Annotated in this window: 11 protein-coding genes; 8 read left to right on the plus strand and 3 right to left on the minus strand. The window is 67.7% G+C overall.

The annotated features are described in order from the left end of the window. Positions 1–9: 9 nt before the first annotated feature. The 5 genes from ACXJKJ_RS18330 to ACXJKJ_RS18350 all read left to right on the plus strand — a co-directional run bounded on the left by ACXJKJ_RS18330 (position 10) and on the right by ACXJKJ_RS18350 (position 10,333). Complete coding sequence (locus ACXJKJ_RS18330) at positions 10–261, plus strand: XapX domain-containing protein (RefSeq protein ID WP_457391476.1); 252 nt, start codon at positions 10–12, stop codon at positions 259–261. After that, positions 258–2,123, plus strand: coding sequence for an amidohydrolase (locus ACXJKJ_RS18335; protein WP_457391478.1), 1,866 nt, complete (start codon positions 258–260; stop codon positions 2,121–2,123). Before ACXJKJ_RS18330 ends, ACXJKJ_RS18335 begins: the two co-directional genes overlap by 4 nt. A gap of 183 nt (positions 2,124–2,306) precedes the next feature. Next, the gene (locus ACXJKJ_RS18340) at positions 2,307–5,150 is read left to right on the plus strand and encodes an ATP-binding protein (RefSeq protein WP_457391480.1); all 2,844 of its coding nucleotides are present in this window, start codon (positions 2,307–2,309) and stop codon (positions 5,148–5,150) included. Positions 5,151–5,273: 123 nt separating this feature from the next. Beyond that, complete coding sequence (locus ACXJKJ_RS18345; protein WP_457391481.1) at positions 5,274–7,493, plus strand: TonB-dependent receptor; 2,220 nt, start codon at positions 5,274–5,276, stop codon at positions 7,491–7,493. A gap of 5 nt (positions 7,494–7,498) precedes the next feature. Further along, entirely contained in the window at positions 7,499–10,333 is a 2,835-nt protein-coding gene (locus ACXJKJ_RS18350; RefSeq protein ID WP_457391483.1) for an ATP-binding protein, read from the plus strand. Here the strand turns inward: ACXJKJ_RS18350 and ACXJKJ_RS18355 are convergent. After that, positions 10,326–11,660: an MFS transporter gene (locus tag ACXJKJ_RS18355; protein ID WP_457391485.1), complete on the minus strand. Its 1,335-nt coding sequence runs from the start codon at positions 11,658–11,660 to the stop codon at positions 10,326–10,328. The two genes, ACXJKJ_RS18350 and ACXJKJ_RS18355, sit on opposite strands and share 8 nt — an antisense overlap. 275 nt (positions 11,661–11,935) lie before the next feature. Between ACXJKJ_RS18355 and ACXJKJ_RS18360 the strand changes: the two genes are divergently transcribed. Further along, entirely contained in the window at positions 11,936–14,713 is a 2,778-nt protein-coding gene (locus ACXJKJ_RS18360; protein ID WP_457391487.1) for an ATP-binding protein, read from the plus strand. A 326-nt stretch (positions 14,714–15,039) separates the two neighbouring features. Here the strand turns inward: ACXJKJ_RS18360 and ACXJKJ_RS18365 are convergent, their stop codons facing one another. Beyond that, positions 15,040–15,552, minus strand: a complete 513-nt coding sequence (locus ACXJKJ_RS18365) for a MarR family winged helix-turn-helix transcriptional regulator (protein WP_457391488.1) — start codon at positions 15,550–15,552, stop codon at positions 15,040–15,042. A gap of 106 nt (positions 15,553–15,658) precedes the next feature. Continuing rightward, the gene (pal, locus tag ACXJKJ_RS18370; RefSeq protein WP_457391490.1) at positions 15,659–16,207 is read right to left on the minus strand and encodes a peptidoglycan-associated lipoprotein Pal; all 549 of its coding nucleotides are present in this window, start codon (positions 16,205–16,207) and stop codon (positions 15,659–15,661) included. A gap of 83 nt (positions 16,208–16,290) precedes the next feature. Between pal and ACXJKJ_RS18375 the strand changes: the two genes are divergently transcribed. Further along, positions 16,291–17,640: a chloride channel protein gene (locus ACXJKJ_RS18375; protein ID WP_457391491.1), complete on the plus strand. Its 1,350-nt coding sequence runs from the start codon at positions 16,291–16,293 to the stop codon at positions 17,638–17,640. Then, complete coding sequence (locus ACXJKJ_RS18380) at positions 17,637–18,014, plus strand: hypothetical protein (protein ID WP_457391493.1); 378 nt, start codon at positions 17,637–17,639, stop codon at positions 18,012–18,014. Before ACXJKJ_RS18375 ends, ACXJKJ_RS18380 begins: the two co-directional genes overlap by 4 nt. Position 18,015: the final 1 nt, after the last annotated feature.

Genomic DNA, 18,015 nt, shown 5'->3' on the forward strand with positions numbered 1-18,015 from the left:
GGGCTCCCGATGAAGGTCTATCTCCTGTCGCTGGCCGCTGGCCTGCTGGTCGGCGTGGTCTATGCGGTGCTGCATGTGAAATCGCCCGCCCCGCCGGCAGTGGCGCTGCTCGGCCTGCTCGGCATCGCCACCGGCGAGCAACTCGGTACGCTGGCGCTGCGCATGCTGAACCGCGAGCACGTCAGCGTGGCGTGGTTCAAGCAGACCTGCGTGCCCCGGATCACCGGCATCGAGACCCAGACGAAGGAGAGGCAGACATGAGCGCAGACCTGGTCGTCACGAACGCCCGGATCACCACGCTGAACCCGGCGCAGCCACAAGCCAGCGCCCTGGCCGTGAAGGACGGCCAACTCGTCGCCGTGGGTGGCGAGGCCGAGGTGGTGGCGCTGGCTGGCGCCACCACACGGCGGGTCGATGCGCGCGGCAAGCGCCTTATCCCAGGCCTCATCGACAGCCACACCCACCTGATCCGCGGCGGCCTGAGTTTCAACCTTGAGCTGCGCTGGGACGGTGTGCGCAGCCTGGCCGATGCGATGGCCATGCTGAAACAGCAGGTGGAGGTGACACCGCCGCCTCAGTGGGTGCGCGTGGTGGGTGGCTTTAGCGAGCACCAGTTCGCCGAGAAGCGCCTGCCGACGCTGGCGGAACTGAACGCGGTGGCGCCGGATACACCGGTGTTCATCCTGCACCTCTACGACCGCGCTTTGCTGAACGCCGCCGCGCTGCGCGCCGTGGGCTACGGCAAGGACACACCCGACCCGCCCGGCGGCCGCATCCAGCGCGCGCCGGACGGCACGCCCACCGGCCTGCTGCTGGCCCAGCCCAATGCGCTGATCCTCTACGCGACGCTGGCGAAGGGCCCCAAGCTGGACGCGCAGGACCAGGTCAACTCCACGCGCCTGTTCATGCGCGAGCTGAACCGCCTGGGCGTCACCTCCGTCATCGACGCAGGCGGCGGCTTCCAGAACTATCCCGACGATTACCAGATCATCGAGAAGCTCGCGGCCGCCGACGAGCTGACCGTGCGCATCGCCTACAACCTCTTCACTCAGAACAAGGGCGGCGAGATGGGCGACTTCAGGCGCTGGACGGACATGCTGCCGCCGCTATCCGGCTCGCCCACCTTCCGCCACAACGGCGCGGGCGAGATGCTGGTGTTCAGCGCGGCAGACTTCGAGGACTTCCGCGAGCCCCGGCCCGAGCTGCCAGCGAGCATGGAAGGCGAGCTGGAGGACGTCGTGCGGTTGTTGGTGGAAAAGCGCTGGCCTTTCCGGCTGCATGCGACTTATGACGAGTCCATCGACCGGGCGCTGGACGTGTTCGAGAAGGTCAACCGCGACACGCCGTTCAACGGCCTGCACTGGTGGTTCGACCATGCCGAGACCATCTCTCCGCCCAACATCGACCGCGTGGCGCTCCTGCAGGGGGGCATCGCCGTGCAGCACCGCATGGCCTACCAGGGCGAGGCCTTCGTCCAGCGCTACGGAGCCCGCGCCGCCGAGGCAGCGCCACCGATCAAGGCGATGCTGGAGGCCGGACTCCCCGTGGGCGCCGGCACCGACGCCACGCGGGTTGCCAGCTACAACCCCTGGGTCTCCTTGAGCTGGCTGGTCACGGGCAAGACCGTCGGCGGCCTGCAGATGACCGCCGAGCGCAATCTGCTGGACCGTCACACGGCGCTCAAGCTGTGGACGCAGGCGAACACCTGGTTCAGCCACGACGAGGGTCGCAAGGGCCAGATAGCGGTGGGCCAATGGGCGGACTTCGCGGTGCTGTCGGCCGACTACTTCCAGGTCAGCGATGGCGACATTGCCGACCTGCAGTCCGAGCTCACCGTCATGGGCGGGCGCATCGTGCACGCCAGTGGTGCATTTGCCAACGTGGCGCCGCCGCTGCCGCCAGCAAGCCCGGACTGGAGCCCCGTGCGCCGCTTCGGAGGTTACCAGCACCGCAATCCGGCGGCCGGGCTGTTCACCCGGACGGGAGAACGCGCCGCCCTGGGCTGTGACTGCGCGAACGCCTGCGGCGTGCACGCGCATGCCCATGCCTGGGACCGCGCCGCGCCGGCCGATGACGCCCGCAGCTTCTGGGGGGCGCTCGGCTGCTCGTGCTGGGCGTTCTGAGGGCGTCCCCGACACCAGGCACTTTGCGATCTCAACGGCATCGGACCAATCCCTGAAGTCTCGCCGGGGAGCGCTAGCGTTGAGCAGGTCTTTCCAAGGCCTTCAGGGCTGGTGCAGTTATATTTCTGCCACTTCCCGGAGGCTTCCACACCTTCCGGACTGGCCCCGATCACACAACAGACGATGCGAACCGACACGCGTGGAGGCTTGCCGGCGCTCGCATTCGGACCCTTCGTCCTCGATCGCGCGAGCAAGCAATTGCTGGAGCACGGCAAGGTGTTGCGCCTTGGCGGGCGCGCCTTCGACCTGCTCTGCGCGCTCGCCGAACGTTCGGGCGAGGTGCTGAGCCGGGCGGAGCTGGAAGCCCGCGTCTGGCCGCACACTGTCGTTGAAGAAACCAGCCTGCGCGTGCACGTCTCGGCGTTGCGCAAGGCGCTAGGCGACGGCGTGGCGGGCGCCCGCTACATCGCCAACGTCCCGGGTCGCGGCTACAGCTTCGTCGTCCCCGTGGTGACCGTCGATGCGCCGGAGGAGTCGGCGAGGTCCACGGAGCCCGCTGCTGCCCAGGATCCACCTCCGACGCCCCTGCGTCCGATGCACAACCTGCCGGCGCGGCTGAGTCATGCCATCGGCCGGTCGTCCATCACCCGGACACTCGGCGAACGTGTGGCGACCCAGCGACTGGTCTCCATCGTCGGGCCGGGCGGCATGGGCAAGACGACGGTCGCGCTGGCGGTCGCGGAGTCGCAGTTGGCGCGGTTTCCGGACGGGGTCTGGTTCGTCGACCTGGCCCCCTTGTCCGACCCCGGGCGGGTGCCGCTTGCGCTGGCCTCGGCGCTGAACGTGTCCATCTCATCCGCCGACCCCTGGGCAACGCTGCGCGAACCGCTGCGCGAGAGTCGCATGCTGATCGTGTTGGACAACTGCGAGCACGTCATCGACGGCGCGGCGGCGCTGTCAGAACGCGTGCTGCGCGAGGCGCCGCGCACCCACATCCTCGCCACCAGCCGCGAGGCGCTGGACGCCGAAGGCGAGTGGGTGCACCGGCTGGCCGCGCTGGAGGCCCCGGTACTGGACGAGCCGCCACCGCTGGAGCAGGCCCGCACCTTCGCAGCCGTGCAGCTGTTCGCCGAGCGTGCCAGCGCCAACTCGGACAGCTTCGCGCTGAGCGCGGCCAACGTCGGCGTCGTCTGCCATCTATGCCGGCAGCTCGACGGCATGCCGCTGGCCATCGAGCTCGCTGCCGCCCGCATCGACAGCCTAGGCCTGCAGGGACTGGCGGCGCGCCTGGACGAGATGTTCATGCTGCTCACACGCGGCCGGCGCACCGTGCTGCCGCGCCACCGCACGCTGCAGGCCCTGCTCGACTGGAGCCACGACCTGCTCACCGACGTCGAGCGCGTGGTGCTGCGCCGGCTGTCGATTTTCCGCTCAGCGTTCACGCTCGAATCGGCTTCTGCCGTGCTTGCCAGCGCCGACCTGTCACCCGAGGCGGTGGTGGACGGCGTCTTGGGCCTGGCAGCTAAGTCGCTGGTGGCGGTGGACGCCAGCGGCCTCACGGTCCAGCACCGCCTGCTCTACACCACCCGCACGTACGCGGCCGACAAGCTGGCGTCCAGCGGCGAAGCACGACGGCTGGCTGTCGCCCACGCCACCTACTTCCGCGACGCGCTGCTGCGGGCCATGCCTCAACGCGACACCCTGCCGATCGACGAGTGGCTGCAGCGCTACGGTCGGATGATGGACGACATTCGCGCCGGCATGGACTGGGCTTTCTCGCCGGACGGCGACGCGCTGCTGGGCGTGCAGCTCACTGCCGCGGCGTTTGACCTCGTCAACGAGCTCGGGCTGATTGACGAATGCCGCGCCTGGGTGGACCTCGCCATGGAGGCAGTTCACACGTTGCAGCCCGCGCAACCCGCGCTGGAACTGCGTCTGTGTTCGGCGCGATGCTTCCACGGGTCCTTTACGAAGGGTCGCAATTTCGCATACGCCGCCAATATCGAAAGGACGCTGGAACTGGCCGCACAGCTCAACTCTCCCGCGCAAAGCATCGAGGCCATGTTCAGCCTATGCACCAATGCGTTCGGAGCCGGCGACTACCGCAAGGTCGGCGAGATGGCACGCCGCGTCAGGCACTACGCGCCCGAGCCGGACGAGCCGGCCGCGGTGTTGCTGTCCGATCGCTTCCTCGCACTGAGCCACCACTACCTCGGCCAGCACGAGGCGGCCAAGCCGCTGGCCGAACGAGTGCTCCACTACCCCGCCGGCAACGCCTACCGCCAGTACATCGGCCATATCCCGCGGTCGGTGTCGATGCGCATCCTGCAGGCCCGCATGCTGTGGATGCAGGGCGCCTGCGACCGGGCTGTGGAGCGCGCCTCTGAAGCGGAGGCGCATGCCGAAGGTAGCAACCCGCTGGCGCTGAGCCAGGCGCTCGCCATGGCGGCGATTCCTATCGCGCTCTGGCGTGGCGAGACCCATCGCGCTGCCGTGCTGGTGGAGCGCTTGCGCCGTCATGCGGACTGGCACTCGCAGGCCTACTGGCAGTCGTGGGCACGCAGCTACGACAAGGTACTCGCTGCGCGTGCCGACGGCGGGCCGCTGCGCCTGGGCATCGAGCTCGGGCCGGTCGAGGCACTGTCCGGCCTGGGCGAGTTGGACATGCTGGGCACGCTGGTCGAGAGCGCCGTGTCCACGGTCGGCGTCGAGCGGGTCGACAGCGGCGTGGTGGGCTGGTGCGCGCCCGAGATTCTGCGTGCCCATACCGAGAACGGGCTGCGCGGCGCGTCGCAGGCGGCTGGCGACGCCGAACCCGCATTCACGCGTTCGCTGGACATCGCCCGGTCGCAGAACGCGCTGTCATGGGAGCTGCGCAGCGCGACGAGCCTGGCGCGGCTGTGGTGCGGCCAGGATCGGCGCGCAGAAGCCCGTCGGCTGCTGTCCGGCGTCTACGAACGATTCGACGAGGGTCATGGCACCGCCGACCTTGTGGCGGCGCGCACCCTGATGGACGAACTCCACTGATCCGGGCAAACCGGGCGGCCTCACCAGTTTTCACACCGATTCACGCGGCCGGCCGGCACGCCACGGCGATCATTCCCGGCAGGCCCGCCATGTCGGCGCGCAGCAGGGTGGAGTGGGGTCGACATGGTGCACAGGGGAATGAGCGATGGCGAGCGCGGCGGCGCGCACAGGCTGATAGCCGGTCTGCTGCTGGCCGCCTTCGCCTGGCCTGCACTCGGGCAGGAGGCCGCCACGCCGCCCGAGCCAGCCGCATCAGCTGCGGCAGCCTCGTCGTCCGCCGTCACGCTGCGGCCCGTCATCGTCACCGCGCAACGCCGGCAGACCGTGCTGGGCCGCACGCCGCTGTCGGTCGGCGTCGTCGACCAGCACGCCATCGAATCGAGCGGCACGGCCCAGCTCAGCGACCTGGTCGGCACCGTGCCGGGTGTCACCGTGCCGAACGGCTTCAGCAACCAGCCGCAGGCCGTGGGCATCCGCGGTATGGGCGTGTCGGTGCCGGCGATGAGCCAGGCGGTTGGCATCTACGTGGACGACGTGCCGCTGATCCGCGGCTATGCCACCGCGCTGTGGGACCTGCCGGACATCGCCCGCATCGAGGTGCTGCGCGGGCCGCAGGGCACGCTGTACGGACAGAACTCCACGGCCGGCGCGGTGCGCGTCATCTCCCTCGACCCGACCCGGTCGCCGGTGGCCTGGGGCTCGGTGAGCCTGGGCAACTACCGTGATGCCGAGCTGCACGCTTACGTCAACGGCCCCATCGGCGACGGTCCGCTGTCGGGCAGCTTCGCGCTGTCGCGACGCGGCAACGACGGCTTCGGCACGAACGCCTCGACCGGCGAGCGTGTCAACGCACTCGACGCCACCCAGTTCCGCGCCAAGCTGCGCCTGCAGCAGCCGTCGGGCACGGACGCGGTGCTGGCGGTCGATGGCCTCATCGACCGATCCGACACGAACACTGGCAACTTCCCGCTCAACGACCCGCAGTCGGCCCCGCGGGTGACCTTCGTGATGGCGACGCCCGGGCCGTTCAAGCGCGTTGCCGGCGGGCTGCAGCTGAAGGTCACGCATCCGCTGGGGAACGGCATCGACCTGCATTCCTTCACCGGCTACCGCGCCTATCGGGACGACCCGACGATTGCCGACATCGGCGGCAAGGCGACGCTGCGCTACCTGCTGTCCCAAACGGTGGAACAGAAGGCGTTCTCGCAGGAGGTGCAGTTGCAGGCGCGGCAGGACCGACTGGACTGGACGACAGGCCTGATGCTGGTGTCCGACCGCTTCGACTTTGATCGCATCGTCGACCAGATCCCGCTGCCGCCGCGGGCCCGCATCGACACCGAAGGCCAGACCCACCTGGAGACGACCGACGTAGGCATCTACGGCCAGGCGCACTACCAATGGACCAACGAGTTCGGCTTGACCGCCGGGCTGCGCGCCTACCGCACGAACCAGACCGGCGGCAACCGGTTCTGGACGCTCGACGCCCAGCAACAGCGCACGAAGGAGGTCTACAACGCGACCGACCTGTCGACCACCAGCCATGGCCTGCTGCCCCGGTTGGGTGTGGACTGGCAGCGCAGCGACGACCACTTCCTGTACGCCAGCTTCGCGATGGGCCAGAAGTTCGGCGGCTTCAACCGCGCCACCGCGTCGGAGCGCGCCTCCACCTACGCGGCCCGGCCCGAGAAGGTCAGCACCTGGGAGCTGGGCAGCAAGTGGCGGCTGGCGGGCGGGCGGCTGACGGCGGATGTCGTGCTATTCCTGAACCGCTATGGCGAATATCTGGCGTCCTTGCAAAACACCGTGATCAACGGCGTGCTGGTGCCCGACCAGGTGCTGGTCAATGCCGGCCGTGCCAAGACCTATGGCGTCGACATCGACATGGCCGCCAAGCTGGCCGCGCGCACTGAGCTGGCGCTGGCCGTAGAGCTGCTGCGCAGCCGCATCGACGAGTTCGCGAACCCGACCGGTRCCGCCTTGAGCAACTACGTCGGCAATGAACTGCCCTATGCCTCGCACCTGTCCCTGTCGGCGCGGTTCAGCCACGCCCAGCCCTTGCCCAACGGATCGTCCCTGGAGTTCAGCGCCACGCTGCAGCGCTTGGCGAAGCAGTTCGCCGACGTGCAGAACAACCCAGCCCTCGCCATCGGGCCGCAGACCTACATCAACCTGAGCGCGAACTGGTCCAGCCCCGAGCACCCCTGGAGCGTCTCGGTGCGCGTGCGCAACGCCACGAACCGGACGCACGTCGTGCTTCGCACGATGATCCCGTCGGCCGATGTCGACGCGGCCAACTACAACGCCCCGCGCACCTGGCTGGCCACACTGCGCCGCGACTTCTAGGCGACATGCCCGACGCGAACGCCGCACCCGCGCCGGATCCCGCATTTGAGAGGGTGCTCAGCTTCGGGCGCTTCACGCTCGATCCGGCGCGCAAACTCCTGCTGGATGGCGGGCGTCCCGTCCGCCTCGGTGGTCGCGCTCTGGACCTGCTGATCGCGCTGGTGACGCGCGCCGGCGACGTCGTGAGCCATGACGACCTCTTTGCGCAGGTCTGGCCTCGTACCGTGGTGGAGGAATCGAGCCTGCGTGTGCACATGTCGCTGCTGCGCAAGGCGCTCGGCGATGGTCAGGACGGCAGTCGCTACATCGCGAGCTTGCCGGGGCGTGGGTACAGCTTCGTCATGAACGTCACCCAGGCAGAGGGCATGCGCGTGCAGCGTCAACTTGAGGGCTCGGCGCCTGGAGCGACGGTCGTGTCGATGTCGCCCCGCCTCCTGCCCACCCGGCTGACGGGCATCGTCGGCCGCGAGCAGGAGCTGACCGCGTTGTCTTCCAAGCTCGAACTATTCCGACTGGTCACGCTTGTCTCGCCTGGCGGCATGGGCAAGACGACCGTGGCGCTGGCGCTTGCAGACGCAGCCGCGGCCCGGCATGCCGACGGTGCGTGCTTCGTTGACCTTGCGCCACTCGATGATGCCTCGTTGGTCCCACACGCGCTCGCGACGGCAATCGGCGTGACTGCCCCTGAGCCATGCCCCTGGTCCGTCCTCGAAGAAGCACTGGCGCCACGTGACCTGCTGATCGTCCTGGACAACTGCGAACACCTGGCCACAGCGGCTGCCGCACTGGCGGAGCGTGTGCTGCGGTTCGCTCCGGCGGTTCGCATCCTGGCCACCAGTCGCGAACCGCTGGAGGCGGAGACGGAAGCCGTCTATCGCCTGGGCGCGCTGGCGTTGCCGTCCGTGGAAACAGATGTGAGCCTCGAGGATGCGCTGGCCTTCGCGGCCATCCAGCTGTTCGTCGAGCGGGCGACTGCGAGCGCGAACGACTTCCGCCTGTCGCCCGCGAATCTGGCAGCGACGATACGCATCTGCCACCACCTGGATGGCATGCCGCTGGCCATCGAGCTCGCCGCAGCGCGCGTAGGAAGCCTCGGCATCCACGCCCTGGCAGACCGACTGGACGATGTCTTCCGCCTGCTGCGGCGTGGGCGCCGCACGGTGCTGCCGCGTCACCAGACGCTGCAGGCCCTGCTGGACTGGAGCCACGACCTGCTGGACGAGGACATGCGGACGGTGCTGCACCGCTTGTCGGTCTTCCGTTCAAGCTTCGACCTGCAGGCCGCCGTCGAGGTGGCCGGCTGCGGGCGCATCACGCGTGAACGGGTGATCGCCTCTCTCCTTGATCTGGTGTCGCGCTCCCTGGTCGTGCTGGAGACTGGGGGCGCCGGGCGCTATCGCCTGCTGTTTGTCGCCCGGTTGTACGCCGCGGAGAGGTTGGTAGAGGACGGCGACGCCCACGAGGTAGGCGGACGCCATGCGGTGAGCATCCGCGACGCACTCGCGCGCGCCAACGCGGAGCTGCGTGACCCGGGAACCACGTTGGCGATCTGGCGATCGGCCCATGCCAGATCCATGCCGGACGTTCGATCAGCGCTGGACTGGGCACACGGCCCGGGCGCCGACCCAGTACTGGGCGCGGAACTGGTGATCGAGTCGGGTCGGCTGCAACTCGAGATCGGCCTGAACGACGAGTTCCAGCCACGAGCGCTTGACGCGCTGGCTGCCCTGCGATCCCACGGCGAGCCGCAGGTCGAACTGGAGCTTCGGCTGCTTACTCTCCTATGCATGGTGGGCGGCCAGTGCCTGCTGGATCGTGCGGTCCCTGCCGAGGCGCCAGCGCAACTCGAAGAGCTGGGCCGCAACGGATCAGCGGCGCAGCAGCGCATGGCCTTGTTCGCGTTGTCCGCCAACGCATTCGGCCGCGGCGACTACCCGACGGTCGTCGCCCGTGCCGCGCGGTACGCCGCCTTGCCGAGAGACCCCCTTGACCCGACCCATGCCGCCGCGACCATGGCCGCATGGCGCTTCGACGCGCTCGGCAGGCACTACCTCGGAGAACATGAAGCGGCATGGACAAGCTGTGTGCGCGTTCTCGAACACGCCGGCCCCTGGCGCGCTGGCACCTACACGCAGATGCCGCCGCCCGTGTCGATGGGCATCTTGCAGACCCGCATCCGCTGGCTGCAGGGTTTTGCCGACGAGGCGCTCGACCGTGCGCTGGAACTGTTGCGCTTCTGTGAGGGCGCCCATCCCTTTGCGCTAAGCCAGGCGCTGTCGCTGGCGATCATGCCCATCCTGCTTTGGCGCGGCGAGGACCAGCTTGCCCTGTCCTACCTGGCTCGCCTCGTGGACCACGAACTCACGCATTTCCAGAGCTTCTGGATCGCATGGGCACACACCTACTGCAAGGCGCTCACTGTGCGCGGTCACGATGTCGAGGCGATGCGCGTGCGGCTCGGGGACACCGATCGGACCAACGAAATGCAGTCGGACATGCTGAGCACGCTGGCGCCCGAATTCGTGAGCCCGGCGGTGCTGGAGCGGGTGGAGGCCGGCACGGTTGGCTGGTGCGCTCCTGAGGTGCTGCGTGTACAGGGCGAGCGCCTGGCCTCCGAGCCTTTGCTGCTGCGCGCGCTGGCACTGGCCCGCAACCAGGGCGCGCGAGCGTGGGAGGTGCGCGCGGCGACCAGCCTGGCGGAGCAATGGCGGTCGGCCGGCCGACGCGAGGCGGCCCGAGCGCTGCTCGTTGGGATGCTGGCCGGATTCACCGAGGGGCGCGGCTGCGTCGACCAGCGGCGTGCAGAGGTCGTGCTGACCGCTTGTGACGACGTCAACTGACCGTCTGGCGCTGTCGCCCGCGCGGCGAGGTGGCCAGCACTGCGAGCGTCGCCACGAGGCTTGCCGCAACGACCGCGAACATCACCGCCGGCCCGGCGCCACGCAGCGTCGGCACCAGCAGCAGCGGCCCCAGTGCCCCCCCGAGGCGATTGATCGCCCACGCCACCGACGTGGCGGACGCGCGCTGGTGCGTCGGGAACAACTCTGCACTGTAGACAGTCAGCAGCGGTACGTAGAGCGACACGGCCAGGTTGAACAGGCCCATTGCCACGATCAGCGCCGCCGTCCCGGTGCTGAAGTTGAACGCCGCGCCGCAGGCGAGCATTGCGACGATGCAGGCCGCCATCGCCACCCTGCGCTCGACCCGGTCCATCAGGCTCGATGCGAGCAGTGTGCCTACCAGCGGGCCCATGGACGACAGCCCGAAGATCAGGAGCGCCGCGTCGAGCTTGAAGCCGCGCTGGGCGAGCACGGCGCCCGTCAACAACGGGAAGGCAATGGTGGCCCAGGGGCTGAGCGAGAACAGGCCGACAACCGCCAGCCAGCGCCGACGCGCGTGAATGGGCAGGGCTGCGTCTTCCTGAGCCGAAGAGTCTCTCGCCGACGAGGAGGCCGAGCTGTCGCGTTGCGCGACAAGCACGGTGGGAGAGCGCTCGAAGCTCTGCAAGACCGCTTCCGCCTTTGCCTCCCGACCGCGGGCGCGCAGCCAACGCGGCGACTCTGGCAAGGCAAGGAAGGACAGTGCAGACAGCAGCGCGCAGGCGCTCCCCACGAGGAAGCCCCAACGCCATCCCTCGATCCCGAGCGGTTGCAGCGGAGCCAGCCAACGAACCATGAAGATGGCGGCCGGCGGCCCCAGCAACGACGGCGTGAGGCTAAGAAAGATCAGCGTGCCTCGCCGCTGCGGCGGCAGCAGGTCGGTGAGATAGGCAATGACGATGGGCGGATAACCGCCGAGCGCGAGGCCGGCAAGGAAGCGGCACAGCGTGATTTCTCCTACGCCGTCTGCGAGGGCCGCGCCGAGCGAGGCGAGCGCGATCCACAACATCAGGCCCACCAATGCGCCTCGGCGGCCTTGCCGGTCAGCCCACCAGCCCAGCAGAGGCGCCCCCAGCACGGCACCCAGGAATACAGCGGAGAGCAGCAAAGCCAGTTCACTGGGTGGCACCGGCGCGGATTGCGTCGAGAACACGGTGCCGAGCACGCCGCCGAACGCCATCTCGAGGGTGTCGATCGTCATGCCGATCCCGCACATCAGCATGGCCATCATGTGCAGCCGCGTCACCGGCAGGCGGTCCAGGCGTTCGGCGAGGTCAGGGATTGGCAAGGGGGGCATGTCGGGGCTGAGGGGCTGAAGAGGCAGAGATGCTGGTCCGTCACCATACCCAGCGCTCGCGTCACAGACAGCTTGCGCACTGCAGGATTCACGCAAATTCACGCCTCGGCTGACGCATGGATGCGACCATGGAGACCGCAAAGACGCGGCAAGGCGACGCCAGGTTTCTGGCCTTGGATCCCTCGCAATCCGGTCGACACCGCACCCGATCGCTTTGAGCGCTCCGGGAGCCAGCGTCGGCAACCGACGAACTCACCACCTAGGTCATGAGCGCGACCGAGACCCTCGCCTTCGGGCCCTTTCTGTTGACCGGTGCACCGCTCGGCCTGCATGTCGGCGCCCGCGCTGTCGCCCTGGACGGGCCTGAGGTCGCACTGCTTGCCGCGATCGCGGCCGCGCCGACTGGCTTGTCGGTGGCGCAACTGGTCGCATCGGGCTTGGCCGATGCGGGATGCGATATCGAAGACCTCTGCTCTCGGGTGGGCGACATCAACAACGCGCTCGGCCTGCACTCGAATGCCTGGTACGTCGCGTGGTATCCCGACGACGCGGAACCGCGCTTTGCCCTCGTGGACGCCAGCCGCGCCAGTGCGCCGCATACAGCCCTTCCTGCCAGGCGCCTGGACGTCCTCGGTCGCGAGGAGGCGATCGCCCGCGTCGTTGCGCAGTTGAAGGCCCACCGCTTCGTGACGATCCTGGCTGCGGGCGGCATGGGCAAGACCACGGTTGCGTTGGCGGCCCTGCATGCAGCAGCTGCGGACTATCCGGACGGGATCTACGTCGTTGATCTCTCACCGGTCGTCGATCCAAGCCTGTTGGCGCAGCGAGTCGCCTCGACGGTGGGTTGTCTGACCGACTACACCTCCGCTCACATCGTGCTGCAGCAATGGGCTCACGAGCGTCGCGCGCTCGTCATGCTGGACAGCTGCGAGCACGTGATCGCCTCGGCCGCAGAGTTGGCGGAGGCGCTCGGTGGCGCCGGCTCCAGGGTTGCCGTGCTCGCGACCAGCCGCGAGCCGCTGCGCGCCCGCGGCGAATGGCTCTACCGGCTCGGCCCGATGCGCCTGCCGCAAGCGGACGAGGTGGTCTCCGTCAGCCAGGCGATGGATTTTCCCGCGCTTCGCCTCTTCGTCGAGCGCGCGAGCGCCGCGGCTCCCGGCTTCACGCTGACGGACGCCGATGTCCCGCTGCTCATCTCGCTGTGCACACGCCTTGACGGCATCGCTCTGGCCATCGAGATCGTCGCCGCACGAGTGGACGCGCTGGGCCTTGCCGGTTTGTCACAACGGCTCGAGAGCCTGCTGCTGCACTTGCCGGTTCGGCGCCGCCATGCACCGGCGCGGCACAACACGCTAGCGGCCCTGCTGGATTGGAGCTACCGCCTGCTTTCGCCCTTGGAGCAGATGGTGCTGCGGCGACTGTCGGTGTTCCGCAGCGGCTTCAACACGGAGATGGCGGAGCAGGTCGTGGCCGACGCCATGATCGGCGCCGAGGATGTCCAGGAAATCGTGCTGGATCTCGTCGCCAAGTCGCTGGTCGCACCGGGCCGCGGCGACGATCCTGACCAGCGGCGCCTGCTCGACACCACCCGTGCCTATGCCGGCCAAAAGCTGGATGAGGCCAGAGAGCGCCAGGCCGCGAGCCTGCGCCACGCGCGCTGGCTAGCGGGCGTTCTGGCGGAAGCAGACGCCGCCTGGAACCGCATGACCCGGCAGCAGTGGATGTCGCGCTACTCGCCGCTGATCGACGACATCCGCGCTGCGCTCGACTGGGCCTTCACGCCAGAAGGCGATGTCGCGCTGGGCGTTGAACTGACGATCGCCGGCTTCGCTATCGGGCGCCAGATGCTTCTGGTCGACGAATTCACGGATCGCGTGAAGCTGGCGATCGACGCCATTGCGCACCAGGCGGACAACCCGTCCTCGGCGTTGGAGATGGCCGGTGCGGATGCGCGACGAAAGCGGCTGACGTTTCTAATCGCCTGCCTGGGTACGGGCAGTGGCGTCTCCCTTGTTCCCGTGCTTGAGACCGCGGCGGCCTCGCTGACGGACGCCGACGAGATGATCCAACGCTTCTCCGGCTTCAACGGCATGTGGGCCATGGCCGTGTTCCGCGGTGATTTCAAGGACGGTGCTGTCTGGGCGGACAAGATGGAGCAGCTCGCCGACGCCATCGGCGACCCGGTGGCCAGTCTCGTGTCGCGGCGAATCCAGGCGCAGACGCTGCACTTTGCGGGCCGACACACCCTGGCCGCCGCAAAGGCACGCGGCGTACTGGACGAGGCTTGGCGAACAATTCCCTTGAGCTACAACCCGTCGCCTGTCGAGCTGCGCGTGTCCATGCGCGTGATGCTCGCACGGGCTCTGTGGATGCAGGGCCGCCCCGACAGCGCCGCAGCGATGGCGGAGGAGGCGATCGAGCAGGCGCTCACCGATTCGCCCTTGGCGCAGTGCCAGGTCATCGTCATGGGCGCGCTCGTCATCGCCATGTGGAGCGGCCTTGCCGAACGGGCCAGGTTTTTGGCCGGCCAGCTGGTTGACCTGGAAAAGCTGCTCGGGTTCTCACACTGGCTGCGCTGGAGCCGGGGGCTGCGCGCCATGGTGGCGTTGCGCGACGGGGGCAAGGTTCCAGCGGCCGCCGACGCAAAATGGTTTGAGGAGCCCGAGCCGGTGCTGGCCGACCACCTGGCCACCCTTGATGACCGCTGGCTAACGCCACGCTGCATCCAGCGCGTCGAGTCCGGCATGGTTGGATGGTGCGCAGCAGAAGCCTTGCGCCTACAGGGAGAGCGCGCGTTGCGCGAGTGCTCGACCGATGCCGGCGTCCGCGGCGAAGCGCTGCTGCGACGATCGCTCACCCTTGCACGAGAACAGGAAGCGGCATCATGGGAACTGCGCACCGCGACCAGTCTCGCGCGCCACTGGCAGGCACAGGGTCGAACGCGCGAGGCCAGAGCTATCCTTGAACCCGTGTTCGCGCAATTCACTGAAGGCTGCAGCACCGTCGACTGGCGCGCGGCTCGGGCCTTGGTCGAAAAACTGTGAGATACGCGATGTGGAATGGCATGCGGGACGGAGCTGATCGCTTCGTTGGATGAACCGCCCACTCCAGCGGAGAACCGATGGATGTAGTGCAGGTGCTGAAGGTCGCAATGAATCCGAAGCTGTCGCTACCAGGATCTTCGCGAGCGACAGCTCCCAGCCTGGACGTGTAGTTCGACCGAGGTCTGCTATGGGCACATTGCTGACCCTCCGACACCAACTCTTAAGGACAGCAGCCAGCCTAGTGCGTATCGACGGCGCTTGGGACAGCATTCGCGGCAATCCGCACACGTCGGTGCCACCGGCTCTGGCGAGCCACGCCGAAGCGCTCACATTTCGCCCAACGGAATCTGTGCTGCCTTTTCGTCGGCATCCATCACGACAATGAGCTGCGCCAGGTCTTTGCGCAGCCTGCGCAGGCTCGCCTTGTCCAGCGACTTCAAGGCCTCTGGCAGCACGCCGGAAAACGGCCCCGGTGCACGCTTGAGCGCCTTCGCTCCCTCCTGCAGGATGTGAAGCTGAACCGCCCTGCGATCAACACCATCCTTTCGTCCCGCCACCATGCCGCGCTCGGTCAGCAGCTTGACGAGATTGCTGGCCGTAGACGGGTTGATGTCCATGGCCCGCGCCAGTTCACCAACTCCAATGCCAGGGTGCTGCTGAACCAGCGACAGCGCCCAGACCTGCGCCCCGCCCAGCCCGGACTTCTTCTCGATCTGTTGGAAATGCGTCTTGACGGCGTTCAGCACCTGCCTGAACTGCCGCAAAACTTGCGCGGCATCCTCCCCCTGGGCGTCGTCCGGAGCGGCTTCCTTGGTGCTGGTTGTACGTCGAGTGACCATTGCGAAATCATAGAGACGGCTCGATCGACACCGGAGCACTTCGCGGCGCCCGAAGCTGGCTTCCCGGCAGACGGTCTGGCGGCCGCTCGAGAGCTGTCGCGCCTCTCTATCTGGAGGTCCTGCGGTAGACGATGTCTGCCCGCCGGTTGTGCGCACGGGAAGCTTCGTTGGTGCCCTGCCTGCGAGGCTTCTCTTCCCCGTAGCTGACGGTCTCGATCTGTTCGTCCCGCGCACCGAGCAAGCGCATCGCCGCCCTGACGGCTTCGGCCCTTCGCTGTCCGAGCGCGAGGTTGTATTCGCGGCCGCCACGGTCGTCCGTGTTGCCTTCCACCCGAACGTGCAACTCCGGATATCGCCAGAGGTAGATGCCATGAGCCTCGACCACGGATCGGGCCTGCGCCCGCAGCGTCGACTGGTCGAAGGTGAAGAACACGCTGCGGTGCCGGTACAGCTCACTGTCCGGGTCGAGATGAGGCGGCAACACCTTGATGACTTGAGCCGCCGGCTCCGCCTTGGGCTTTGGGAGCGGCGCCGAAGCTGCTGGCGGCAGAGGTGCGACCACGATGGTTCCTAGCGGCTCCACCACCGTGCTGGTGCAAGCCGTCACCGACGTGGCGATAGCGGCAAGGGCCGCACGAATGCGGAACTTGTTCATCTCAGTTCAACAGAGCCAGTCAAAGGTTGTGACAGCAAGAGCCTAGCATATACATTTGTACAAACATTTATCGGCAAGCAGTCGTGCAGCATCACCATCCCAGAACGAAGCATGTCGCCCAGCCTGACGTTGTGGCGTCGATTCGTAATGACCTGGGCGACTGGCGGATCTGGGTTGGCCGCCTGATCGTGCTGACATTCGCGGTGCTGGCCGGGCTGTCGGTAGTCGGTTTCACATGGCTCTGCGAACAGGCGTTGTACGCCTTTGGCTGGCTCTCATCTAAAGCGGCGTGGTTGCCCTTCCTCTGGACGCCCACCTGGCTGGCGACGCTGGTTTGGCTCACGAGACGCTTCGCCACCGGCGCGGCGGGCTCGGGCATTCCGCAGGTCATGGCGGCGCTAGATCCTGCCGTCAACGACCGAGAGCGCGGGTTGTTCGTCTCGCTGCGTCTGAGCGCGGCAAAGGCGCTCTTGACGGCTGGTGGGCTGCTGGGTGGCCTTGCGATCGGTCGCGAAGGGCCATCGGTGCAGATCGCCGCCGGCGTCATGCACCATGCCAGGCGCTATGTGCCGGAAGGGACGCCCGTGTCGACGCATGGTCTGCTGGTCGCAGGCGGCGCCGCCGGGATTGCGGCAGCCTTCAACGCGCCACTGGCTGGCATCATGTTCGCCATCGAGGAGCTGAGCCGACGGTTCGAGCAGCGCAACAGCGGGCTCATCATCGCAGCCATCGTGCTCGCAGGCTTGATGGCCGTCTCGGCGTTTGGCAACTCCACCTACTTTGGCGTGATCCGGGTGCCGAAGCTGGAGCCAGRGTTCCTGATGCCTGCGCTGCTGGTCATTCTGGCCAGCGGTTCGCTCGGTGGCGTCTTTTCCAGGCTGCTGCATGCGTCGCTGACCGACTTCAAGGGGCGTATCGGCTCTTGGCGTCAGTCGCATCCGGTAGGGTTCGCAGCAGGGTGCGGCTTGGCCATTGCGCTCATCGGCTGGGTCAGTGGCGGCTCGAGCTTTGGCAGCGGCTATGAGTACACGCGGCACCTGCTAGATGGCCACACGGACCTGCCACTGCTGTACGTCACGCTGCGCTTCGTCGCCACCTGGCTGGCCGTCTTGTCGGGAGTGCCGGGCGGAGTGTTCGCGCCGTCGCTGGCCATCGGCGCAGGTATTGGGACGGACATCGCGGTCTTCACTGGGTTTGAAGGAAATTCCGCCGCCCTCATTGCATTGGGCATGGCCGGTTTCCTCGCGGCGGTGACCCAAGCTCCTCTGACCGCCTTCATCATCGTCATGGAGATGGTCGATGGCCACGCCATGGTGCTGACGCTGATGGCCGCCGCGCTTGGCGCCAGCCTGGTATCTCGATGGATCAGTCAACCGCTCTACCCGTCCCTGATGTTGGCTCAACTGGGACGATTGGCGCCTCGCGGACCATGAAAGACGATGCCGTCCCCGACGACGTCAGGCGCTTCATCCTGACCGCCATTCCGTCGGTGCCCTACCTTGAAGCTGTCCTGCAGTTCCATCGACAACCCGATGTACTCAGGTCTGCCGATGACATTGCCAGGGCGCTGTACGTTTCGGCCGCGACGGCCACCGAACTACTGGAGGCCATGTGTGCCGCCGGCGTCGTGCAGGAGGATGAAGGACGATTTCGGTACGCGCCCGAGAAAGCACTCAGGGATACGCTTGTGAAACTTGCCGAGATCTACGCCGGAGACCTTATCGGCGTGACGGAGCTGATCCACGACAAGACACAGCGAAGTGCGCAGCGTTTCGCAGAGGCATTCCGGCTGAGAAGGAGGACGTGAG

The organism is Roseateles sp. P5_E1 (assembly GCF_054049335.1).